18 protein-coding genes are annotated in these 22,987 nt (G+C 72.8%); 3 read left to right on the top strand and 15 right to left on the bottom strand.

Features of this window, described 5'->3' with window-relative positions:
- The 3 genes from OOZ19_RS21880 to OOZ19_RS21870 all read right to left on the bottom strand — a co-directional run.
- Window positions 1-1,507 (bottom strand): PrsW family glutamic-type intramembrane protease (locus tag OOZ19_RS21880; protein WP_266092010.1); only part of this gene is annotated, 1,507 nt, incomplete at its 3' end.
- A 76-nt stretch (window positions 1,508-1,583) separates the two neighbouring features.
- Window positions 1,584-2,687 (bottom strand): DUF6779 domain-containing protein, encoded by a 1,104-nt coding sequence (locus tag OOZ19_RS21875; RefSeq protein ID WP_266092009.1) that lies wholly within the window; start codon window positions 2,685-2,687, stop codon window positions 1,584-1,586.
- A gap of 367 nt (window positions 2,688-3,054) precedes the next feature.
- Complete coding sequence (locus tag OOZ19_RS21870) at window positions 3,055-3,516, bottom strand: DUF3180 domain-containing protein (RefSeq protein WP_266092008.1); 462 nt, start codon at window positions 3,514-3,516, stop codon at window positions 3,055-3,057.
- A gap of 132 nt (window positions 3,517-3,648) precedes the next feature.
- On the opposite strand from OOZ19_RS21870, the gene OOZ19_RS21865 reads away from it, so the two are divergent.
- On the top strand, window positions 3,649-4,596 hold the full coding sequence (locus OOZ19_RS21865) for a helix-turn-helix domain-containing protein (RefSeq protein WP_266092007.1): 948 nt from the start codon (window positions 3,649-3,651) through the stop codon (window positions 4,594-4,596).
- Between the two features lie 110 nt (window positions 4,597-4,706).
- Here the strand turns inward: OOZ19_RS21865 and folK are convergent, their stop codons facing one another.
- From folK to dacB, 9 genes are all read right to left on the bottom strand, one after another.
- Window positions 4,707-5,201, bottom strand: coding sequence for a 2-amino-4-hydroxy-6-hydroxymethyldihydropteridine diphosphokinase (gene folK / locus OOZ19_RS21860; RefSeq protein WP_266092006.1), 495 nt, complete (start codon window positions 5,199-5,201; stop codon window positions 4,707-4,709).
- Window positions 5,202-5,209: 8 nt separating this feature from the next.
- Window positions 5,210-5,587, bottom strand: a complete 378-nt coding sequence (folB, locus tag OOZ19_RS21855) for a dihydroneopterin aldolase (protein WP_266092005.1) — start codon at window positions 5,585-5,587, stop codon at window positions 5,210-5,212.
- Window positions 5,580-6,425: a dihydropteroate synthase gene (folP, locus tag OOZ19_RS21850; RefSeq protein ID WP_266092004.1), complete on the bottom strand. Its 846-nt coding sequence runs from the start codon at window positions 6,423-6,425 to the stop codon at window positions 5,580-5,582. Before folP ends, folB begins: the two co-directional genes overlap by 8 nt.
- Window positions 6,425-7,060 (bottom strand): GTP cyclohydrolase I FolE, encoded by a 636-nt coding sequence (folE, locus tag OOZ19_RS21845; protein ID WP_266092016.1) that lies wholly within the window; start codon window positions 7,058-7,060, stop codon window positions 6,425-6,427. Before folE ends, folP begins: the two co-directional genes overlap by 1 nt.
- A 100-nt stretch (window positions 7,061-7,160) precedes the next feature.
- Window positions 7,161-9,665 carry an ATP-dependent zinc metalloprotease FtsH gene (gene ftsH, locus OOZ19_RS21840; RefSeq protein ID WP_266092003.1) on the bottom strand — a complete coding sequence of 835 codons (2,505 nt, stop codon included), beginning with the start codon at window positions 9,663-9,665 and terminating at the stop codon, window positions 7,161-7,163.
- A 216-nt stretch (window positions 9,666-9,881) separates the two neighbouring features.
- Window positions 9,882-10,439, bottom strand: coding sequence for a hypoxanthine phosphoribosyltransferase (gene hpt / locus OOZ19_RS21835; protein WP_184483535.1), 558 nt, complete (start codon window positions 10,437-10,439; stop codon window positions 9,882-9,884).
- Between the two features lie 34 nt (window positions 10,440-10,473).
- Entirely contained in the window at window positions 10,474-11,451 is a 978-nt protein-coding gene (tilS, locus tag OOZ19_RS21830) for a tRNA lysidine(34) synthetase TilS (RefSeq protein WP_266092015.1), read from the bottom strand.
- Window positions 11,452-11,596: 145 nt separating this feature from the next.
- Window positions 11,597-12,688, bottom strand: a complete 1,092-nt coding sequence (locus OOZ19_RS21825; RefSeq protein ID WP_416309478.1) for an Rv3626c family coenzyme F420 biosynthesis-associated protein — start codon at window positions 12,686-12,688, stop codon at window positions 11,597-11,599.
- 79 nt (window positions 12,689-12,767) lie between these two features.
- Window positions 12,768-17,780, bottom strand: a complete 5,013-nt coding sequence (dacB, locus tag OOZ19_RS21820) for a D-alanyl-D-alanine carboxypeptidase/D-alanyl-D-alanine endopeptidase (protein ID WP_266092001.1) — start codon at window positions 17,778-17,780, stop codon at window positions 12,768-12,770.
- Between the two features lie 297 nt (window positions 17,781-18,077).
- On the opposite strand from dacB, the gene OOZ19_RS21815 reads away from it, so the two are divergent.
- Window positions 18,078-18,566 carry an inorganic diphosphatase gene (locus OOZ19_RS21815; RefSeq protein ID WP_184483541.1) on the top strand — a complete coding sequence of 163 codons (489 nt, stop codon included), beginning with the start codon at window positions 18,078-18,080 and terminating at the stop codon, window positions 18,564-18,566.
- Between the two features lie 157 nt (window positions 18,567-18,723).
- Here OOZ19_RS21815 and OOZ19_RS21810 read toward each other — a convergent pair whose 3' ends face one another.
- From OOZ19_RS21810 to kduI, 3 genes are read right to left on the bottom strand one after another with little or no spacing between them, the layout of a single operon-like run.
- A complete protein-coding gene (locus tag OOZ19_RS21810) occupies window positions 18,724-19,482 on the bottom strand; it encodes an IclR family transcriptional regulator (protein ID WP_266092000.1) in 759 nt (252 codons plus the stop codon).
- Window positions 19,479-20,237: an SDR family oxidoreductase gene (locus OOZ19_RS21805; protein ID WP_266091999.1), complete on the bottom strand. Its 759-nt coding sequence runs from the start codon at window positions 20,235-20,237 to the stop codon at window positions 19,479-19,481. Before OOZ19_RS21805 ends, OOZ19_RS21810 begins: the two co-directional genes overlap by 4 nt.
- Before the next feature lie 8 nt (window positions 20,238-20,245).
- A complete protein-coding gene (gene kduI / locus OOZ19_RS21800; RefSeq protein ID WP_266091998.1) occupies window positions 20,246-21,067 on the bottom strand; it encodes a 5-dehydro-4-deoxy-D-glucuronate isomerase in 822 nt (273 codons plus the stop codon).
- A 169-nt stretch (window positions 21,068-21,236) separates the two neighbouring features.
- Between kduI and OOZ19_RS21795 the strand changes: the two genes are divergently transcribed.
- Window positions 21,237-22,925, top strand: a complete 1,689-nt coding sequence (locus tag OOZ19_RS21795) for an L-lactate permease (protein ID WP_266091997.1) — start codon at window positions 21,237-21,239, stop codon at window positions 22,923-22,925.
- The last annotated feature ends 62 nt before the right edge of the window (window positions 22,926-22,987 follow it).

The raw sequence follows: 22,987 nt of genomic DNA, 5'->3' as shown, positions 1-22,987 counted from the left end.
GTTGCGGGGAGCGGCGCGGGGTGGGCTGGTTCGGTTGCTGGGGCGCCTGTTGGGGGGTCGGCTGCTGCGGGTGCGGAGGGCGGTGTCCGGACGCGGGGCGTGCCTGCTGCTGCGGGGACTGCCTGGGCGCGGGTTGCTTGGGTGCGGCCTGGCGTCGTGGGTCGGGCTGCGGGGCGAGGTCGGGGCGGGAGGCCTCCGCGCGGGCACCGCCGGGTTGCGGGCGCTCGGCCTGGGGCTGAGCGCTCTGCGGCTGGACGGGGCGCTGCGGGCGGGAACCGGGGCGGCGGACGCTCTGGGTCAGCTCGTGGATCTTCACCCGCGCGGTCTGGAACGCCTCCTGCGAACCCACGGCCGAGCGGCGGGCCGCCTTCAGCTCCTCGATCAGCTGCTCCCGGCGGGCTCGCCGCACCGCGCTCGTCGTGCGCCCCTCCGCGGCCCGGTGCTGCAGGAACGCCAGCTCCGTCACCGCGATCTGGTAGTCCCGCACGGCCTTCGCCGGTTCCGGCCCGGCGCTCTGGCGCACCTTGCGCAACCAGCCCTGGCGGCCGGCGAGCGACGCCAGCATCTCCACCTCGCTGCGCGGGATCAGCCCGGCGCGCTGCAGCACCGGGAGCTGGTCGGCGACGATCCGCTGCTCGCGCTTGCGCTGCCAGACCACCAGCCACCCGGTGCCCGCGAAGATCGGCAGCATGATCAGGAAGTACACGTTGAGGAAGCCCGTGCCGCCCAGCAGCGTCGACGCGTTCCACGCGGCGTGCAGCACCACCGCCAGCACGAACCCGGCCGCAGGCCACAGCAGGCGCTTCGTGGTGTCCGTCGTGCGCGAAGCCAACCCGATCCCGATGCCCACCATCGAGGTGAACAGCGGGTGCGAGAACGGCGCCAGGACCCCGCGCAGGATGAACACCGCGACGACACCGCCGGTGGCGCTGCCCCAGCCGCCTTCGGAGAAGGCCTTGCCGAAGTACAGGATGTTCTCGGTGAACGCGAAACCCGCCGCGGTCAAGCCCGCGTAGACGATGCCGTCGACGAGGCCGTTGAACTCCGAACGCCGCCAGAACCACAGCGACACCACGAACAGCGCCTTCGCGGCCTCCTCCACCAGCGGCGCCATCACGGCCCGCTCGAAGAAGACGTGCTCGCTGGTTCCGAACAGCAGCTCGCCCAAACCGATCACCGAGCCGTTGAGCAGCAGCGAACAGCCGGTCGCCCCGCCCGCGCCCCACAGGAACGCGCCGAGCATCAGCATCGGCGGCTCCGGTTCCCAGCGGTCGATCCACACGATCGCGGCGAACACCACGCCGACCGGGATCAGCGCTGCCAGCGCGCCCACCAGCGCGGGCAGCACCCCCACCCTGGAGGTCGCGACACCCACCATGACCAAGCCGATGACGCCGAGCAGCAGCAGCCCGGCCACCGGCCAGCCGACCGCGGAGTGCTTGCGGGCCTGCAACCTGCGCGCGCCGGAGAGGTCGGGCACAGAACCGGGGAGATCAGGTGTGGACACGCCCGAAACCCTAGAACGCGACACTTCGCCCCCACACCGCCTGGGGCAGGATCACCCGGCGACCGCTCCTGGCGGCTCAGCCGCGGCGTCGGCGGCGGCGCTTCGACTCGGGTGGCGCGCCGGAATCGCCGTAGGCGGCGAGCAGGTCGACGACCGACGTGCCCTCGGTGTGCGCGCCCGCCTCGACCTGCCGAGTCGGGGTGCGGCGCTCGGCGGAATCGTCGGTCGCCTCGGGTTCGGGCCGCTGAGCCGGGGTGGCCTGCTGGGCGGGCTGCGGCGCGGCGGGCTCCGGGCTCGCCGGCGGCCGGGCGACCTGGGGCTGTTCGGGGCGGGGTTGCTCCGGCGGAGATCCGGCAGGCGCAGGGTGCGCCACCGGCGCCGCCTGCTCGGGCTGGACCGGGCGCAACCTGTCCGAAGTGGACTCCGGCCACGCGCCCTGGGTCCCGGACTGCGCCGGGCGCTGCTTGCGCGCATCGGCCGCCTGCCGCGGAGCGGGCCTTCCCTGCTGCGGCCTGGACTTGCGCGGTTTCGACGGTCGCGACGGCTGCTCCACCGGAGTCCGGTGCGGCGGCTGCTCGTGCGGCTCCGGATGCTCGACCTGCCCCTGGTAACCGGCCGGCAACTGCCTGCCACGACCATCGGTCTGCTGGATGATCCGCGGCTGCGCGCCCGTGTCACCGGAGGAGAACCGCGGCTGCTCGCCCGTCGCGGGACGCTCCGGCAAAGAACGCACCCGAGTGGACTCCGCCCGCAGCGCGACGCGCTCGAACAGCACGTCCCCGCCGAGCATCTTCTCCAAGTTCTCCCGCAGCGCCCGCAATTCCGCTTTCAACGCCTGGATCTCGGCGTCGGACTCCGCCGCCGCCGTGCGGCGCGCCTCCGCCTCGGCGGTCGCCTCGAACTCGCGGCGAGCGGCGATCTCCCGCTCCAGTTCGATCTCGTAGACCCGCTGGCGCTCCGCCTCCCGCTCAGCCGCCTCGGACGCCTTCCCCCGCAGCTTCGCGACGCCGAACGCGCCCAGCAACGCGGCCCACAACGCGGCCACCAGACCCAGCTTGAGCACGCGGGAATCGTTGCTCAACACCAGGATCGCGGTCGCGGCGGCGGCGAGGACCAAGGCGCCGACCCATAACACCGACGGACGCTGGTCAGCGGCTGCGGAACGGCCAGGGGCGGGCATGCCCCCACGGTACCCGGCCTTTACCGGATCGAGATCCGCAGGATGGTTGGGCTCGTTTTGCTTTGGGGGTCGGGTGGCGGAACCTCAGTCGGTCTTCTCGCTGCGGGATCTTTTTCCCTAGTGGCTCCGCCACGAGGGAAAAAGCCGTCCTCGCGAGAGACCGACTGAGAACCCGCGGGTGGTCACCTTCCCGACGTGGGCTATGTGCTTCGCACATACAGGCACGGCCTCCGGCCGCAAGGCAGGCGTGGCTTCGCCGCCCAACGCACGGCTACGCCGCACGGCACGGTCTTCGGCCGCAAGGCAGAGCTTGGTTCGGGTTCGTCGGGGGTGGTTGTCCGCTTCGCGGGGGCGGGCGGCGAAGGGGTCAGTCCTCGTCGTAGGGCTCTTCCGGGTCGTCGGGGTTGCGGAGGCAGTGTTCGAGCCAGAGGCCTGCGGCGATCAAGGCCGCTGCGCTGATCAGGCCGATCAGGGACGCCGTCATGTCCTCCCGCGCGGCCTGGACCGAGCCCTGGATCGGGAGCAGGTGGCCGAGCAGCCCGATCCACACCCCGGACATGATCGCGCCCGCCATCGAGGACGCCTTCGCCAGCGCGACCGCGCGGGCCGCGGGCAGGGCGTCGACCGGTTCCGTGCCGGGCTTGCGCTGGATGCGGGGGCGCAAGGTCAGCGCCAGCAGCACGTCGACCACCGCGATCAGCAGCAGCGTCGCGCCCGCGGGCGCGGGCAACCGGGGCAGCGCGCCGTAGGCCAAGCGGGCACCGACGTACGCCAAGGCCGCCGCGATCAAGGCTGCCACGACCAACTGCCGCGCCTGCGTGAACGTCATCCGATCCTGCTGCCGAGGTGCCACGATTCCAGCATCGCACTTCGCGAGAACCGGACGGCAAGGCACCGGCCGACGAACCGCGCGCGAAAAGGGCTTGAGTCTCCCCCGACTGGAAGGCCGAAGGTCTCACTCGTGGACGACACGCAGCGCTACACCATCGGAGAGCTCTCCCGGCGCACCGGGCTGAGCGTGAAGACCATCCGGTTCTACTCCGACAGCGGCGTCGTGCCGCCCACCGACCGCACGCACTCCGGCTACCGGCTCTACGACGTGAAGGCGATGGCGCGGCTGGAACTGGTGCGCACCTTGCGCGAGCTCGGAGCCGGGCTCGACGAAGTGCGCCGAGTCCTCGCCGAGGAGACCACGGTGCGGCGGCTCGCCGAAGCGCAACTGGACCTGCTGGAGGACCAGATGCGGCTGCTGCGAACCCGCCGCGCGGTGCTGCGGGCGGTCGTGCACCTGAACCGATCGACCGAAGAGGTGAAACTCATGCACAAGCTGGCGACCATGTCCGACGCGGAGCGCAACCGGATCATCGACGAATTCTGGGACGAGACCATCGGCGGCCTGGAGGTGAACCAGGAGTTCGCGGCCTGGATGCGGTCCGCGAAACCGGAGCTGCCGGACGACCCGAGCACCGAACAGGTGGAGGCGTGGATCGAACTCGCCGAACTCGTCGGCGACGCCGACTTCCGCGCCGCCGTCCGGCGGCTGTGGGAGGAGCAGTCCGCGCAGCGAGGCGATGAGCACGCCATGCCGGTGCAGACGAAGGACGAGGCCGCGCTCTGGTGGGCGCTGTTCGACGAGATCCAGCAGGCGCGGGAAGCCGGGCACGCCCCGGACTCCGAGCGCGGGCGGGACCTGGCCGAGCGCTGCTCCGGCCTCTGGGCCCGCCAGCAGGGCGTGATCGACGGCCCGGCCGCGCGCACCGAGCTCGCGGACCACTTCGGCGCGCCCTACGACGAGCGGATGTCCCGGTACTGGGAGCTGCTGGCGGTCATCAACGAGTGGCCGCCGCACCCCACCACCGAGCGGCAGACGCACTGGATCGCCGACGCCGTGCGGTCCACCCTGCCCTGATCCGCGGCACGCGCGGATCAGGGTGATCGCCTCAGCGGCCCGGTCCTCCGGCGGCTGCCGCCCGTGAGGTCACCGCCTCCTCCGCCCGCAGGCCGAGCGGAGGAGGCATCTCACCCCAGGTGCAGGTCGTCGCGCCGGTGCACGGCATCCAGTTCCGCGGCGGGCAGAGCCCGGATCAGGTCGCCGACCGGGCCGTGGCCCGGCAGCACCGCGTCCGGCTCCACCACCGACCACGGGATCAGCACCGTCGCCCGCGCGGGCGTGCCGGGATGCGGCAGCAGCAGCTCCGCGTCCTCGCTGCGCACGCCGTCCACGGTGACCACGTCCACGTCGAGCGTGCGCGGGCCCCAGCGGCGCTCCCGCACCCGCTCCGCCGCTCGCTCCAGCTCCTGGCCACGGCGCAACCAGCCCCACTCGTCCACCTCGGCGGACGCCACGACGAGCACCGCGTTGAGGAAGTCCGGCTGGTCGGTGACGCCCCACGGCGCCGTCTCGTAGACCGGGGAGACCGCCACGACCGCGTCGCCGAACCCGTCCACCGCGGACCGCAAGTGCGCCAGCCGGTCGCCCAGGTTCGACCCCAGCGACAGCACCGCCCTGCTCATCGGCGCGCTCAGCCGTTCCGCGCCGCGCGCCGGGACCGGCGCATGGTGACCGCGACGTCCGCGAACGTCAGCGGGATCGGCGCGGACGGCTTGTGGATCGTGACCTCGGCGGCGTGGGCGCGCTGATCGGTCATGATGTCGTCGGCGATCTCCGCCGCCACCGTCTCGATCAGGTCCCGCGAGGGCCCGCCCACGACGTCCGCCGCGCGCTGCGCCAGCTCGCCGTAGTGCAGCGTCTGCGCCAAGTCGTCGGCGGCGGCGGCACCGGCGAGGTCCACCCACACCGTGATGTCGACCAGGAACTCCTGGCCGTCGCGCTTCTCGTGCTCGAAGACCCCGTGGTTGCCGCGCACCCGCAACCCGGTCAACGTGATCCGGTCAGCCAACGGTTCCTCCGGTGTTCCACGCCGCGGTCACCGCGACCGCGTCCAGCGAACTGCGCACGTCGTGCACCCGCACCGCCCACGCGCCGCGGTCCGCAGCCAGCGCCGAGACCACCGCCGTCGCCGTCTCCCGGCCGGCCGGGGCGCGCGGAACGCCGTCGTCATCGGCCAGCAGCCTGCCGAGGAACCGCTTCCGCGAGGCGCCCACCAGCACCGGGAAGCCCAGTCCGACGAACTCGCCCAGCCGGTTCAGCAGCGCCCAGTCGTGCTCCCCCGTCTTCGCGAAGCCCAAGCCGGGATCGAGCACGATCGCGTCCTCCCGGACGCCCGCCCGCAACGCCACGTCGACCTGGGCCAGCAGCTCCGAGCGCACGTCGGCGACCACGTCGCCGTACTCGGCCAGGGAGTTCATGTCGCGGCTGTGACCGCGCCAGTGCATCAGCACCCACGGCAGCCCGGTGTCCGCGGCGACCCGCGCCATGTCCGGGTCGGCCAGCCCGCCGGACACGTCGTTGATCACCGAGGCGCCCGCTCCGGCCGTGGCCGCGGCGACCTCGGCGCGCGTGGTGTCCACGCTGACCGGCACCCCGGAGTCGACCAGTTCCGCCACCACCGGCAGCACCCGCTCGATCTCGATCTCGGCCAGCACCCGGTCCGCACCCGGCCGCGTCGACTCACCGCCCACGTCGATGATGTCCGCGCCCGCCTCGAACATGTCGACGCCGTGCGCCACCGCGGCCTTGCGGTCCAGGTAGCGGCCACCGTCGGAGAACGAATCGGGCGTCACGTTCAGCACGCCCATCACCGCGCAGCGGCCGGGCCGGGGAAGCAGCACGCTCATCACGACCCCCTGATCAACGACAGCGCCTCGGCCCGGGAGGAGGCGGAGCTGCGGAAGATACCGCGCACCGCGGAGGTCGTCGTGGTCGAACCCGCCTTGCGAACCCCGCGCATCCCCATGCACAGGTGCTCGGCGTCGACGACGACGATCACGCCGCGCGGCTCCAGCTTCCGCGCCAGGGCATCGGCGACCTGCGAAGTCAGCCGCTCCTGGACCTGCGGGCGCTTGGCGTAGAGGTCCACCAGCCGCGCCAGCTTCGACAGGCCGGTGACCCGGCCCTTCTCGTTCGGGATGTAGCCGATGTGCGCCACGCCGTGGAACGGCAGCAGGTGGTGCTCGCACTGGGAGTACATCGGGATGTCGCGGACCAGCACCAGCTCTTCGTGCGCCTCGTCGAAGGTGCGGTCGAGCACCTCGTCCGGGTCGGTGTAGAGCCCGGCGAACAACTCCTGGTAGGCGCGGGCCACCCGGGCGGGCGTGTCCCGCAGACCTTCCCGGTCCGGGTCCTCACCTGCCGCGAGCAGCAGTTCGCGGACCGCCGCCGCCGCTCGTTCCTGGTCGAAAGCCGGTCGATCGAAACCGGTATCGCCCGGCCGGGAATCGTCCCGCCCGGACTGCCCACCGAGATTGCTGATCACGTGTCGCTCCTCCACCGGCTCACACCGAACCGAGAAGGGGCACCGTCGACGTGCGACGGTGCCCCTTCTCGGTCTTGTCGCTCTCGGCGCGAGGCGGTCAGCGCCCGCCTTCGCCCTTGTCCTCTCCCCGCTGCTCCGACTCCGGAGCCTGCTGGGGCTGCTGCGCGTCGGGCTGCTGGGCGCCGGACTGCTGTTCGGCGCCGCCCGCGTCCTGCCCCGACTGCGGCGTGCTCGGTGCCGCGGTGCCCGCTTGCGGGACCTGCTGCGCACCGGCCGCGGGGTTCTGCTCCGCAGGCTGCTGCTGCGACCGCTCCCAGGACGGGACCCACTGCTGGTACGGCTGCTGACCGGCACCGCCCGGCGCCGTCGCCGGCGTCCAGCCGGGCGGGGCGCCGTAGTTCGGCGGCACGGCTTGCGGCTGGCCGTACTGGCCCTGCGGCTGGCCGTACTGCTGCTGGCCCTGCGGGTACTGCTGGCCCTGCTGCGGGTACTGGCCCTGCGGAGCCTGCTGCTGCCCCTGCGGGTGCGGGAACTGCACCGTGCCCGGCCCGCCCTGCGGCTGCTGGCCCTGGTTGTACTGGCCCGCCGGGACGGCGCCCGCGGGCACCGGACCGTTCGGACCGGGAGCCGGGGCCTGCGGTGCCTGCGCCGGTTCGGGCGCGGGCGGGGGCCACGGCTCGCCGCGTTCGATGGCCAGCTCGCCCGGAGTCTTGATCGGCGGCTTCTCCGACGGGGTGCGCCCGCCGAAGTCGTTGAACGCCGTGATCCGGGGCCGCTTCTCGACCCTGGCGAAGATCCGCTCCAGGTCCTTGCGGACCAGCGTCTCCTTCTCCAGGACCTCCATCACGAGATCGTCGAGCACGTCGCGGTAGGTGTTGAGCACCTCCCACGCCTCGGTGTGCGCGGCCTCGATGAGCTTGCGCACCTCTTCGTCGATCTCGTGCGCGACCTCGAGCGAGTAGTTCGTCTGCTGCCCGGCGGAGCGGCCCAGGAACGGGTCGCCCTCCTCCTTGCCGTACTTGACGGCGCCGAGCCGAGCGGTCATGCCGTACTCGGTGACCATCGCGCGGGCGATCTTGGTGGCCTGCTCGATGTCGCTGGAGGCACCGGTGGTGGGCTCGTGGAACACGAGCTCCTCCGCGGAACGGCCGCCGAGCGCGAACACCAGGCGCCCGATCATCTCCGAGCGGGTCATCATGTCCTTGTCGTCCTCGGGGACGACGAGCGCGTGCCCACCGGTGCGACCGCGCGGCAAGATCGTGAGCTTGTAGACCGGGTCGACGTCCGGCATCGCCCAGGCGGCCAGCGCGTGCCCGCCCTCGTGATACGCGGTGATCTTCTTGTCCCGCTCCGAAATGATCTTGCTCTTGCGGCGCGGGCCGCCGATCACGCGGTCCACCGACTCTTCCAGAGCCGCACCCGTGATCAATTGGCCATTCTCGCGGGCGGTGAGCAGCGCGGCCTCGTTGACCACGTTCTCCAGGTCCGCGCCGGAGAACCCGACGGTCCGCTTGGCCAAGCCGTCCATGTCGGCGTCCTGCGCCAACGGCTTGCCCTTGGAGTGCACGCCCAGGATCGCCTTGCGACCGCGCAGGTCCGGCGCCGAGACGGGGATCTGCCGGTCGAAGCGGCCCGGGCGCAGCAGCGCCGGGTCCAGGATGTCCGGGCGGTTCGTCGCGGCGATCAGGATGATGCCGCCGCGCGAGTCGAACCCGTCCATCTCGACCAGCAGCTGGTTCAGCGTCTGCTCGCGCTCGTCGTGCCCGCCGCCGAGGCCGGCACCGCGCTGGCGGCCCACCGCGTCGATCTCGTCGACGAAGATGATGCAGGGCGCGTTCTGCTTGGCCTGCTCGAACAGGTCGCGGACGCGGGAGGCGCCGACACCGACGAACATCTCCACGAAGTCCGAACCGGAGATCGAGTAGAACGGGACGCCGGCCTCACCGGCGACCGCGCGGGCCAGCAGCGTCTTGCCCGTACCGGGCGGGCCGTAGAGCAGCACGCCCTTCGGGATCTTCGCGCCCAGCGCCTGGTAGCGGCCGGGGTTCTGCAGGAAGTCCTTGATCTCGTGCAGTTCCTCGACGGCCTCATCGGCACCGGCGACGTCGTTGAACAACGTCTTGGGCATGTCCTTGGTGAGCTGCTTCGCCTTGGACTTGCCGAAGTTCATCACCCGGTTCCCGCCGCCCTGGACGTTGTTCATCATCCACATGAGCAGCAGCACCAGCAGGCCGATCGGCAGCAGATAGATCAACATCTGCGTCCAGAACGAGTCCTGGGTGACCTCGGTGTTCCACTTGTCGACGTTCGCCTGCCGGATGTCGTTGACCACCGCATCAGTGGCACCGGCAGGGTACTGCGCCATCAGCTGGTTGCTGTTGGCGAAGCTCTGACCCTGTTTCAGGTTCAGCAGGACTCGTTGCTCTTTGTCCTGGATGGTCGCCTCGGCTACCTTGCCCTCGGAAATCTGCCGGAGAGCTTCGGAGGTCGAGACCTGCTGATAAGCCTTGGTCTCATCGAAGAGCACGCTGAGGCTCATTATCAGCGCTAACACCGCCAGGATCCAAAGCAGCGGGTTACGGAGCAGGCGCTTGAGGTCCATTCACTTGCGGCCGGCGGTCGGCCTCGACCCTCCCTGACTTCACTTCGGGCAACGGCACCGGTGAACGGCGCACGAACCGTCGCCGCCGTCAACCCCCTCGAACCAGCGTACCGGCCGCCGCGAGCGCGCCACCACGCCGAGCGTTGTGCAGGTCGACAAGCCTACCCCCGAGCGGAACCGGACCTTTCCCACACCTGCTCCCAGCAGGCACGCTCCTCACCGGCCGGAGGTGTACACCTTCGGATCGAGGGTGCCGATGTAGGGCAGATCACGGTAGCGCTCCGCGTAGTCGAGCCCGTAGCCGACGACGAACTCATTCGGGATGTCGAACCCGACGTACCGGACGGGCACGTCCACCTGCACGGCGTCCGGCTTGCGCAGCAGCGTGCACACCTCCAGCGAGGCGGGGTTGCGCGAAGCCAGGTTCTTCAGCAACCAGGACAGCGTCAGACCGGAGTCGATGATGTCCTCGACGATCAGCACGTGCCTGCCCGCGATGTCCCGATCCAGGTCCTTGAGGATCCGCACCACTCCGGACGACGAGGTCGACGAGCCGTACGAGCTCACCGCCATGAACTCGAGCTGGGTCGGCCGCGGCAGCTCCCTGGCGAGGTCGGTCATGAACATGACCGCGCCCTTGAGCACGCCCACCAGCAGCAGGTCGCCGCCTCTGGCGTCCTGGAAGTCCTCGGCGACCTGCTTGGCCAACTCGGCCGTCTTGTCCTGGATCTGCTGCTCGGTGATGAGCACTGAAGCGATGTCGCCGTCGTACACGGACCGGCTTCCCCTCTCGCTGTTGGATGCACGTTCACCCGCCGCTCACCGGCCCGGCGGTTGCCCGTCCACCACGTTCCACCTGAAGCCTGCCATGCGTCCGGCGCAGCACAAAGCCGCCCGGCAGCGCACGCGGGCCCTGACCGCGCCACGCACCGGCCAGCGCGTCCGCCGCGCGGAGGTGGGCGTCGGAGAGCTCGGCGATCCCGCGCTCCAGCAACCACCCGCGCAGCACCCTGCGGCGCACCGCTGGCGGGTGCGCCGCCAAGGCCGCCGCGTCCAGCTCCGCACCCCGTTCCACCTGCGCGCGAACGGCCCCGGCGACCTCGTCGAGGGCGTCGGCGTCCTCCCGCAGCTGACGCGCCGTGCGGGCCAGCGCGCTCGCGACACCGCCCTGCAGCACGTCCTCCAGCAGCGGGAGGACCTCTGTGCGCAACCGCACACGGGTGAACCGGCTCTCGCCGTTGTGTGGGTCCTGCCACGGCCGCAGGCCGACCTCGGCGCAGGCCCGCACCGTCGTGTCCCGCGAGACGCCCAGCAGCGGGCGCGCCCACGGCCGGTCCCACGGGCGCATGCCCGCGATGGAGCGGGCACCGGAGCCGCGGCCGAGGCCGAGCAGCACCGTCTCCGCCTGGTCGTCGAGGGTGTGCCCGAGCAGCACGGCCGCCCCGGCGGGCCGGGCCCGGTCGAGCTCGGCGTACCGGGCTCGCCGCGCCGCCGCTTCCGGGCCGCCGTGGCCGGTCACCCGCGCCGCGAGCACTTCCACATCGGCGAACCCGAGCCGCCCGAGCTGGTCGGCGGCACGCGCGGCGACCTCGGCGGAGCCGTCCTGCAGGCCGTGGTCGACGACGCGAGCGCAGACGCGCAGCTCCTGCTTGCGCGCCAGGTGGGCGGTGGCGGCGGCGAGCGCGAGGGAATCCGCGCCGCCCGAGCAGGCCACCACGAGCGGCGCCTCCCGCGCCTCGGCGGTGGCGGCGAGGAAACCCCGGACCGCGGAACGCACTTCGAGCATCGCGGGTCCCGCCTCGACGGCTCCGGGCGCGCGACGATCAGAAGCGGAGGTCACCGCCCCATTGTGGTCCCCGGCGAGCACGCGCCGGCGGCGGGCGCTCGGTCCGCGCGGCGGTCGCCCGACCTCGCCGAGCCGAGCGGGGCGCTCACCCGTGGACGCGGCGCAGCCAGGCGGCGGGGTCGGTGGTCTCGGCGCGGGTCGGCAAGTGCTCGGGCGAGGTCCACACCGCGTTGAACCCGTCCATCCCGACCTCCCGCACCACGTGCCGGGTGAACGCCGCGCCCTGCGCGTACTGGCGCATCTTCGCGTCCACGCCGAGCACGCTGCGCAGCAGCCGGTCCAGCAGGCCGCCGCCTTGGCGGCGTTCGGTGAACCGGCGGCGGATGGTGGCCACGCTGGGCACCACCTCCGGGCCCACCGCGTCCATCACGTGATCGGCATGGCCTTCCAGCAAGGTCGACAGCGCCAAGATCCGATCGAGCGCGGCGCGCTGCCGGGGGCCTTGCAGCAGCTCCACCAGGCCGAGCACGCCGGGACTGGACTGGGCGTCGGGCCCCGCCCGCACCCCGCGCACCACGTTGGGCAGCCTGCTCAGCAGCTCACCGGGCGAGGAGTCGAGGTCGGACAGCAGCATCCCGAGGCTGTCGGCGAAGTGGTCCCGCAGCCACGGCACCGCGTTGAACTGCAACCGGTGCGTCGACTCGTGCAGGCACACCCACATGGTGAAGTCGTCCGCGGGCACGTCCAGCGCCTGGCGGGCCGCGACGATGTTCGGCGCCACCAGCAGCAGCCGCCCCGGCCGGGCGCCCTGATCGCTGGGCAGGAACGGGTCGTACTGCCCGAGGACCTTGGTGCCCAGGTACGACAGCACCAGCCCCGCCTGCACGCCCGCGCCGCGCACCCCGAGCCCGCCGAGTAGATCGCTGCCGCTGCCGGTGGAACGGGAGTTCAGCGCGATCCCGGTGAGCTCGGAGAGCCCGTGCGCCGCTGCCCGCACCCACTCGGTGCGGTCCACCACGTCGCCTTCGAGCACCGGCAGGTCCAGGCCGAGGCCGGTCAGCTCCCGCACGTGGGTCTCGGCGGCGACGCTGGCCCTGCGGAGCTCGCGCACCGCGTGCGCCGCCTCCGTGCGGGAGACGTCGGGACCGCTCTGCATCAACCGGCCCGCGGTGGCCGCGGCGAGGTCCCAATCGAGCGTCCGCTGCGCTCCGTCCCGGCTGTGCGGTCGGGGCGGCAGCGTGGCGGATCGCGAAGTCACAAAACCGACCGTACTCCGGGTGAGCTGGGCCGCGACACCGCTGCGGCGCCGCGTCCGGTCAGCTGCACCCGCACTGCTGGATCGCGCCCGCGACCTCGTCGAGGGCGGGCCGGACCGAGTCGGCCGGGGCCGTGCTGTTGGACATCAGCGCGAACACGAGCAGCCTGCCGTCCTGGGTGAGGATCGTGCCGGAGAGGCTGTTCGCCCCGTCCAGCGTGCCCGTCTTCGCCCGGACCCAGCCGCGCCCGTCACCGTCGCCGTAGCGGTCGGCGAGGCTGCCCGAGCCGCCCGCGACGGGCAGTCCGGTCAGCAGCGCGCGCAGCTTCGAGCTCCGCGGCGAGAGCCCGCCGTCGCGCTCGGGTGCGGTGGCCGTGGCCATCAAGTCCGCCAGCACCTTCGCCGGGATCCGGTCCTGGGTGGACAGGCCGCTGCCGTCGGACATCTGCACGCCGGTGAGGTCGACGCCGTTGCGCTGCAGCACCTCGCGCACGGCCTTCACCGATCCGGCGAAGGACGGCTCGTTGCCGGTCTTGATCGCGACCTCGCGGGCCAGCGCTTCGGCGAGCACGTTGTCCGAGTGGATCAGCGTGGTCTCCATCAGCTTGCGCATGGTCGGCGAGTCGACGGACCCCAGCGCCTGCGCGTTCTTCGGCGCCGTTCCGGCCGAGACGGCCGAGGAGGGCACGCCGAGCCGGGAGGCCAGCTCCTCCCCCGCCTTCGACGCCGGTGAGAGGGTGCGCGTGCCGTAGTCGTCGGTCGGGTCCTCGCGACCGCCGTCGGCCATCACGGCCTCCATCGGCGCCATGATCCCGGCCGGGATGTCCGCGGGCAGCCAGCCGGGCGCGATCGGATCGCCCCGGTAGCGGCTGGTGTCGACCTCGATGGACGTGACCTGGCCGCCCGTCGCGGCCCGCACCTGCTCGGCGAGGTCGTCGAAGCGCGCCGCCCCCGGGTACACCGACTCCTCGCCCGCGGGCAGCGTCGTGAGGGTCGGGTCGCCGCCGCCGACGAGCACCACGCTGCCGGGCGCGGACCCGCGCACCACCTTGGTGGTGAACCGCGCGTCGTGGTCGAGCTCCAGCATCGCCGCGCTCATCGTGAGCAGCTTGCCGGTGGAGGCGGGCATCATCGGCCGGTTCTGCTCGCGTTCCCACAGGGTGCGCCCGGACTGCACGTCGACCACGGCGCCCGTGACGGGGGCGAGCTCGGAGTTCGCCAGCGGACCGCTCACGGCGGCCTCCAGCCCGGACCTGCCAGGTTCGGGCGCGCTCGCGCCCACCGGGCGGATCGACGGGGCCAGCCGCACCGGCGCGGGAGCGTCGGCGAGCCGCGCGGCGCTGAGCCCGCTGACCAGCGCGGGCACCCCCACCGCGAGCCCCGCTCCGAGCACGACCACGGTCAGCGCCGCCAGCAGCACCGTCGCCCGCTTGCGGCGCGGCTCGGGAGCGGCCGGCCGCTCGTCCTGGTGATCGTGCTCGTCGTGGTCCTGCTCGGGTTCGGCCTGCGGCTCGATGCGCTGCGGCGTCGCCCGGTGCGCGTCCTGGTGCGGCTGCTGCTGGAAGGAAGCGGGCGCGGCGAAGTCCTGCGGCTGCGCAGGCCGCGGCGGGCTCTGCTGCTGCGGCGGCGCCGGGGCTGGCCGGGGTGGCGCGGGCCTGGCCTGGGCGGACTGCTGGCCTTGCTGCGCCGGGGGCGGGCCGCTGAAGTCGGGGCGGCGGAACTGCTGCGTCCGCTCCGCGTCCGACGGCCCCGGCACCGGGGGCCGCGCGGGCTGCGGCGGCGGCACGATCGGGATCCGCGTGGTCGGCGGGCCCGGGTCGAACGCCTGCGGTCGCTGCGGCCTGCCGTCGCCGGAGGTCTGCGGGCGGGGCCGGTCGTCGGTGGCGGGACCGTCGCCTTCGCGGAACGCCTGCGGCGATTCCGGGCGGCCGTCGGTCCGGCGGGAGTCCTTCGGCTGGTCCGCCTGCTCGCGGCGCCGGGTCTCCTGTTCGAGGTCGGCGAGGCTGAACCGCTGGGTGTCCTCGATCCGCCGGAACTGCTGGGTCTGCTCCGCTGGCGCGGGGCCGATCGGAGTGCCCGCGTCCGCCGTGAAAGCGGAGTCCACGGCGGGCGGCGGCTCGACGCGCGGCCGGGAGTCGGTGGACGAGGGCGGCGACGCCGCGGCGTCCGCGGTGAACGCGGAGTCGTCGCCGTCGGTCTCGGGTTCCTCGGGTTCCGCTTCGACGCGGGCCTGCTCGGCGGTGGGCCACTCGTCGCGGCCGGCGCGGCCGGCCTCGGCAGCGGTGTCCCGCGCCGGGCGGTCTCGCGACGCGTCCTCGCGCTGGTCGTCGCGTCGCAGGTCGACTCGGGCTGTCGCGTCGGTGACGGTGCCGAAGCGGCCGGTCGCGACGTCCGCGGTGGCGTCCCTCGACTCCTCGGCGTCAGCGTCCCGGCGGTCGTCGACGTCGGCGGTCGCGTCGCGGTCGGCGCCGACTTCGGCGGGCGCGTCCTGAGCCGCCTCGGCGGTGGTGTCCGGGCGGCCGGTCGCCGCGTCGGCGTCCTCGTGGCCGGCGGTGGGTGCCGCGTCCTGCGCGTCGGCGTCGTCGCGGCGCTCGGTGACCGCTTGCTCCGCGATCGCCCGCCGGTCGAGGCGTTCGGTCGCGGGTCCCGCGGCGCTTCGCGGCTCGGGCTCGGCGGCCGGTTCGGTCCGGGAGTCGCCGGTGCTCCGGGGCTCGTCGGCGGGCACCGCTCGCTGCGGGCCGGTGGATTCGACGTCGTCGGTCGGCTCGGCCTGCGATGCCGTCGCGGTGTCCGCGGCGGAGGCGCCGGTCTCGGGCTCTTCCGGTTCGGCCTCCGGAACCGGCTGCTGCGGCCCCGTGACCTCGACGTCCTCGGTCGACACCGCAGGCTGCGGGCCGGTGACCTCGGCGTCGTCGAGTGGTTCCGGTGCGCCGGTCCCGTCAGCGGGAGCCTGCTCGGCGGTCTCGGGCGCTGCGGTCTCGGGCGCTGCGGTCTCGGATGTTCGAGTCTCGGCCGCCGTGGTCTCGGCCGCCGTGGTCTCCGTCGCGGTGGCCTCGGCCGCTGGAGTCTCGGTCGCCGGGGTCTCGGGCCAGGCGCCCGCCCCGACCCAGCTCGCTCGGCCGGAGCTGCCGGGCCGTTCCGAGCCGCCCTGGTCCGGCTCCTGCTCCGCCGGTTCGGATGCGGTCGATCCGTCCTGCTCGGCCGCTTCCTGCCTGCGCGAGTCGTCCCGGGGAGCACGCTCCGACGAGGTCGTCGAGCGCTGATCGTCGTGCGTCCGGCCGGATTCCTCCTGGCCGGAGGTGGTCGTGGAGCTCGCGTCCTCGGAGTCGCCGGTGGTCGCGGGCCCCGCGCCGGATCCGGTCTCGTCCGGATCCGCTGGCGTCGGCTCGGCGTCCGCCTCGGCGGGGCGGTCCGCTCGCGCCGGTGAACCGGTCGCCTCGGTTCGGGTGCCGTCTTGGGCGGAGTCCGGTTCCGCTCCGGAAGGGGACTCCGCGTCCTGGCCGGAAGTGGACGACGCCTCGTCCGAGCTGGTCGTGCCCGAGTCCGACGCGGCGGATTCCGAACTCTCCGACTCCGAAGTCCCGGAGTCATCGATGGTCGTGTCCGAGGGCTCCGATTCGGAAGTCCCGACATCACCGGCCGCCGAGTCCGAGGACTCCGGCTCACCGGCAGCGGAATCAGGCGACTCGGATTCGGAGGAATCGGTGGCGCCGGAAGTCTCCGAGTCGTCCCGCGAACCACCGGTGTCCTGCTCTGCCGAGTTGCGGACGTCCGCGGTCTCCGCGCCCGAGATCATCCCCGTGACCCGGGACCCCGGGGTCTGCCAGCCGGAGAAGTCGTGCGCGGCGGCCTGCCGCCCGGCGTTCGGCTCGACCGAGCCGACGAAGCCCACCGCGCGAGCCCCCTGACCGGTGCCCGACGTGCTCGCCACGTCCTCGTCGAGGGTGCCCCGCACCGTCGACCCGGTGCTCGGCCCGGCGCCCTTCGCCGTGTCCGTGCCCGAGGCCGAGGCCGTGCCCGAGGCCGACGAATCGTCGCTCGGTCCATCCTCGTCCGCCGAGCCCTGCTCAGCGGATTCCTCGCCCGGCGCGTCCTCCGCGTCCTGCGCCTGCGCGGCGTCGTCGTCCGCACCCGAGTCCGCGCGCTGTCCCGCCGGCTCCTCGGAACCGGTCCCGCCCTCGACGGCGCTCTCGTCCGATCGCTGTTCCTCGGGTTCGGGAAGCTGCCCGGACGTGCTGCCGCGGCCCTCGCCGAGCGCACCCGCACCAGCGTCGAGGGCCCCGGTCTCCGCGCCGCCCTCAGCCTGGTCGTCCGCCGAAGGCGCGTCCGCCCGGATGCCTCCGGTCGCGGAACCAGTCGCCTCGGACTCACCGGCGGCGGAACCACTGGTTCTCGATTCGCCGGAACCGGCACCGCTCGCATCGGAATCGCCGGATGAATCGGCCCGCTCGGCACCACTGGCGGAATCATCGGACTCGGACTCCGCGGCGCCGGAGCCACCGTCCGCGGAACCGTCCGCCCCGGTCTCAGCACCTGCGGAATCCCCTGTCCGCGCTTCGTCCGCGGAATTCAGCCGTTCCGCCGCGGTCTCGTCCGCCTGCTCCGAAGACGACTGCTCGGAGTCCCGGCCGCCGTCCGCTCGACCGGATTCCTCGCCCTGGTCGATCCGGACGGTGCCCGTGAGCGAGGCCCGCGCCGGCGCCTTCTCGGTGTTCCCGCCGGTCGACGTGGTCCCGGTACCGGCTGCTTCAGCGTTCACCGGCTGTTCATCGCCGGAGGAGGCCGACTCGTTCCGCTCGCCCCCGGCGGAAGCACCCGCCGCCGACTCCACGGCCTTCTCCTGGTCCTCGACCGGAAAGCCGGGATCGTCGTCCGCGGACTTCGCCGCTTCGCGCTCCGTCGGCCAGGGCTGCTCTTCGGCACGCGCGCGATCCCGCTCGGGATGCTCTGCGTCCGCGCTCCGCCCCTGCTCATCGCCCTGCGAACCTGCCGTTGAGGCGGCCTCTTCCGTGGCGGGCTGCTCGGTGGCGTCGGGCTCGGACACCTCACCCCTGAGGCTGTGGGGTTCGGGCACGGGCTTCCTCCTCGACGGTTCGCAAGATTGCCAGATGCGAGCTGCCGCACTGCGGTGGGGCTCGGCGCGCGGCCGTGGTCCACACTAGACGTGGTCGTGCCGCATCACGGGCGGCCACTCCGACGTGTGAGCCTGCGGCTCGGCCTCGGGTGACGCCGTGCGGTGAACGACGAAATCATCGCAGGTCAGGACACTGGCGATGTACGGGACCGGGATGCGGGACCGGCCTGGCAACGGCGGCCGGACGGTCGGGCACAGTCTCGACGAGCAAGCTGGCGAGAACGAGTGAGGAACCGCGTGGACTTCGACGTCACCATCGAGATCCCCAAGGGGAACCGGAACAAGTACGAGGTGGACCACAAATCCGGCCGGATCCGGCTGGACCGGACGTTGTTCACCGCCACCCAGTACCCCGCCGACTACGGCTTCGTCGAGGACACCCTCGGCGAGGACGGCGACCCGCTGGACGCGCTGGTGCTGGTGCAGGAACCCACCTTCCCGGGATGCTTGATCACCGCGCGCGCGGTCGGCATGTTCCGGATGCGCGACGAGAAGGGCGGGGACGACAAGGTCATCTGCGTCCCGTCGGACGACCCGCGCCAGGAGCACCTGCGCGACATCCACCACCTGGCGGAGTTCTACCGGCTGGAGATCCAGCACTTCTTCGAGGTGTACAAGGACCTGGAGCCCGGCAAGAGCGTCGAAGGCGCCACCTGGGTCGGCCGCACCGAGGCCGAGGCCGAGATCAAGCGCTCCTACGAGCGCGCCAAGGAACAGGGCCACTGAGCGCAGCCCGTTCTCTGAACGGACTGCGCAGGGGCCCGGGTGGCGGAACACCTCAGCGGCTTCGGCACTGGCAGGACGCCGACCGAGAGAGCACCCTGCAAGGCCCTCAGCACCGAAGGCCCTCCCCGGATCGGGGAGGGCCTTCGTCGTGCTCAGGTCAGCGGGTCTGGTGCCCCAGCGCGGTGGACACCTCGGCGGCGGCGGCCCGCACCCGGTCGCCGAACTCCCGCAACCGGCTCATGTCGTGCTCCAGCGCGAGCGTCGAGACGCTGACCCCGCCCACCACGGCGCCGGAGTGGTCCCGCACGCAGGCACCGGTGCAGCGCACGCCGAGCTCGTTCTCGCCGTCGTCGAGCGCGTACCCGGCGGCCCGCACCTCGTCGAGCTGCGCGTGCAGCTCGCGCTGGGTGGTCAGCGAGTTCGTGGTGCGCGCGGGCAGCTCACCGGCACCGGCGAGCTCCCGGACGGCGTCGGCGGGCAGTTCCGCCAGCACCGCCTTGCCGATGGCGCTGGTGTGCCACGGCAGGTGCATCCCGATCCGCGAGCCCATCCGGTACGGCTTGTCCGGCTCGACCTTGTGCACGTACAGCAGGTCACCGCCGAAGCGCATCGCGAAGTGCACGGTGCAGCCGGTGTCGTCGCGCAGCCGCACCAGCGCCGGGTCGGCCTGCGCGGCCGGATCGAAGCGGTAGAGCACCTTGCCCGCCAACGCGAGCACCCGGTCCCCGGTGCGGTAGCCGGTGTCGTCGCTGTGCGCGAAACCGGTCTCCACCAGCACTTGCAGCAGCCGGTGCACGGTCGACTTGGGCAGGCCGGTGGCGGCGGCGAGCTCGGTGACGCGGCCGTGGTCGGCGAGCGCTTCGAGCACGCGCAGCGCCTTGCGGACCGCGCCCGGCCCTTCGGTGGTGCTGGTCACCGAGCCATCCAACCACCGTCGACGACGAGGACGTGCCCGTTGACGTAGTTCGACGCGTCCGAGGCCAGGAACACCGCCGCCCCGACGAGGTCGTCGGGTTCGCCCCAACGCCCGGCGGGGATGCGCACGCGGAGGTCCGCCTCGCGCTCCTCGTCGGCCTGCAGCACGGCGGTCTGGTTGGTCCGGATGTAGCCGGGCGCGATGGCGTTGACCTGCACTCCGCTCGGCGCCCACTCGTTGGCGAGGGCTTTGGTGAGCCCGGTGACCGCGTGCTTGGCCGCCGCGTAGGCGGGGACCCGGACGCCGCCTTGGAACGACAGCAGCGAGGCGATGTTGATGATCTTTCCGTGTCCGCGGGCGAGCATCCGCTCCCCGGCGAGCCTGCTGAGCAGGAACACCGCGTCGAGGTCCACGTCGAGCACTCGCCGCCAGTCCGCGTAGGACACTTCGGCGGCGGGTTCCCGGTGGATGATCCCCGCGTTGTTGACCAGCACGTCGATCCGCCGCTCGGCGAACACGGCGCGCAGCCGCTCCTCGGCTCCGGCGGGATCCGCGAGGTCGACGCCGACGGCCTCGGCCTCGGCGCCGCGCTGCCGCACCTGCCCGGTCACCTCGTCGAGGGTGCCGTCGCGCCCCAGCAGCAGCAGATCGGCACCGGCCCCGGCGAGCCCGAGGGCGATCGCCCGGCCGATCCCGGTGCGCGCACCGGTGACCAGCGCGGTCCGCCCGCGCAGCGAGAACAGTTCAGCGCTCATGCCCACCCCTACCGCAGTTCCGCGACGGCCACGTGGTCCATGTCGTCGAACGACTGGTTCTCCCCGGCCATCGCCCACACGAAACCGTACCGGTGCGTGCCAGCTCCACTGTGGACGGACCAGCTGGGCGAGATCACCGCCTGCTCGTCGCCCACCACCAGGTGCCGGGTCTCGCCGGGCTCGCCCAGCAGGTGCAGCACCCGGTGCTCGGCGGGCAGGTCGAAGTACAGGTAGCACTCGGTGCGCCGGTCGTGGGTGTGGGCGGGCATGGTGTTCCAGACGCTGCCCTCGGCGAGTTCGGTGACGCCCATGACCAGCTGGTCCGAGGTGATTCCCGCCGGGTGCACGTACTTGCGCAGCTCGCGCACGTTCGCGGTGGCCTGCGCGCCGAGCCGCGCGGGTTCGGTGTCGGCGTGCCGCGCGACCCGCATCGGATGCGCCGTGCGCGCGGGGGCGGAGACCAGGTAGAACCGCGTGCCGTCGCCGCGGAACGCCACCTCGCGGGTGCCGGCGCCGATGTACGCGCAGTCGCGGTGCTCCAGCCGGTGCTCGGTGCCGTCGGCGATGACGGCGCCCGGCCCACCGAGCGCGATCACGCCGAGCTCTCGGCGCTCGCAGAAGAATTCGCCGCGCAGCGCGGGTTCCGCGGTCAGCTCCAGCACCTGCCCCGGTTCGGGGGTGGCACCGCCGAGCACCACCCGGTCCTGGTGCGAGTGCACGGTGCGGATCTCGCCGGGGACGAACAGGTCGGGCACCAGGTAGTGGGCCCGCAGCGCGTCGGTGTCGAAGCCGCGCACCTGGTCGGGGTGCGTGGCGTGCCGGTTCTCCATGCGGAGCCTCCTAGTTCGGGACCGGGCGGACCGGCCGTTCGCCGGGAATTGGGCCGGGCGGCCGATAGCCAGTCGGCGGTGATCGGGGTCACCATGGCCGTCACCGAATATGGAACCCCGTTCTGCTTTTCGGAACAACCCGCCGTTCGGCGGGTCTGTGGAGGTCACCGTGCCGCCCTACCACCAGAGCCCCGATCCCACCGGCTCCCTGCTGCTGTCCGCGCTGCTCGCGCTGCTACCCCTGGTCACGCTGCTGTTCCTGCTCGGCGGGCTGCGCTGGAAGGCGCACTGGGCCGGGCTGGCGACCCTCGGCGTGGCGCTGGTCGTCGCCGTCGCGGGCTACGACATGCCGCCGCTGCTCGCGCTCGACGCCGGGCTGTACGGCATGGCGCAGAGCCTGCTGCTCATCCTCTGGCTCACCTTCAACGCCATCTGGATCTACAACCTGACCGTGCGCAGTGGACACTTCGCGGTGCTGCGCCGGGCGTTCGGCACGCTCGGCGAGGACATCCGGGTGCAGTCCATCGTCATCGCCTTCTGCTTCGGCGCGCTGCTCGAAGCGCTCGCCGGCGGCGGCGGACCGGTCGCGATCTGCTCGGTCATGCTCATCGCGCTCGGCGTCTCCCCGCTCAAGGCCGCCGCGCTGGCGCTGGTCGCCGACACCGCGCCCGTCGCGTTCGGCGGCATGGGCAACCCGATCACCGTGCTCGGCGAGGTCACCGGCCTGCCCGCCGCGGAATTCGGCGCGGTCGCCGGACGTCAGGTCTCGGTGCTCGCCGTCGCCGTTCCGCTCGTGCTGCTGCTCGTCGCAGACGGGCGCCGCGGGGTGCGGCAGGCGTGGCCCGCCGCGCTCGTCGGCGGAATCTCCTTCGCCGTGGCGCAATTCCTCACGTCGAACTACCTGTCGTACCAGCTCGCGGACATCGTGGCGGCGATCGTGTCCGCCGGCGCGATCCTGTTGCTGCTGCGGGTGTGGCGCCCCGGTGAGCCGGTCACGGCGGCACTGCTCGCCGACGACCGGGAAGGAGACGCGACCGGCGCTCCAGCCGCTCCCGCCGAGCCGCCGGCGCTCGCTACGACCACCCGCCCCGAGGCCGGAACCTCCGCGACCGCAACGGATTCCCGCGCCGAGACGCTGCGCGCCTTCGCCCCCTACGCGATCATCGTGCTGGTCTTCGCGCTCGCCCAGTTCGACTCCGTGAAAGCACCGCTGAAAACGCTGACCTGGAGCTTCGACTGGCCCGGCCTCACCGTGCTCACGGCCGCGGGCACACCCGTCGACACCGAGTACGAGTTCGCCATCGGCTCCGCCACCGGGACCCTGCTGCTGCTGTCCGGCCTGCTGGCGCTGCCGTTCCTGCGGGTGCGGCCGAAGGACGCGGTGCTCGTCTACGGCCGGACGCTGCGGCAGTTCGGCTGGGCCATCCTCGCGATCCTCGCCGTGTTCGCGCTGTCCTACGTGATGAACCTGTCCGGGCAGATCACCACGCTCGGCGTCTGGCTCGCGGGCACCGGGGCGTTCTTCGCGTTCCTCTCACCCGTCGTGGGCTGGTTCGGCGTCACCATCACCGGCACCGACGCGGGCGCGAACGCGCTGTTCGGCGGCCTGCAGACCACCGCGGCCGAACAGATCGGCGCGGACCCGGTGCTGCTGGGCGCGGCGAACTCCTCCGGCGGCGTGATGGCGAAGATGATCTCACCGCAGAACCTCGCGATCGGCACCGCGGCGGTGGGGCTGGTCGGGCGCGAAGGCGAGCTGTTCCGCCGCGTCTTCGGCTGGAGCCTGCTGCTCCTGCTCCTCATGTGCGCCCTGGTCTACCTGCAATCGACCCCGGTGCTGAGCTGGATGCTCCCCTGAGCACGAGCCTGATGGGAGTGAACGGACCGTTCGTCCGACCGGATCGGACGAACGGTCCGTTC

The sequence above is a fragment of the Saccharopolyspora sp. NFXS83 genome (assembly GCF_026241095.1).
GTDB lineage: Bacteria > Actinomycetota > Actinomycetes > Mycobacteriales > Pseudonocardiaceae > Saccharopolyspora_C.
This window is presented reverse-complemented; position numbering and strand designations above follow the sequence as displayed.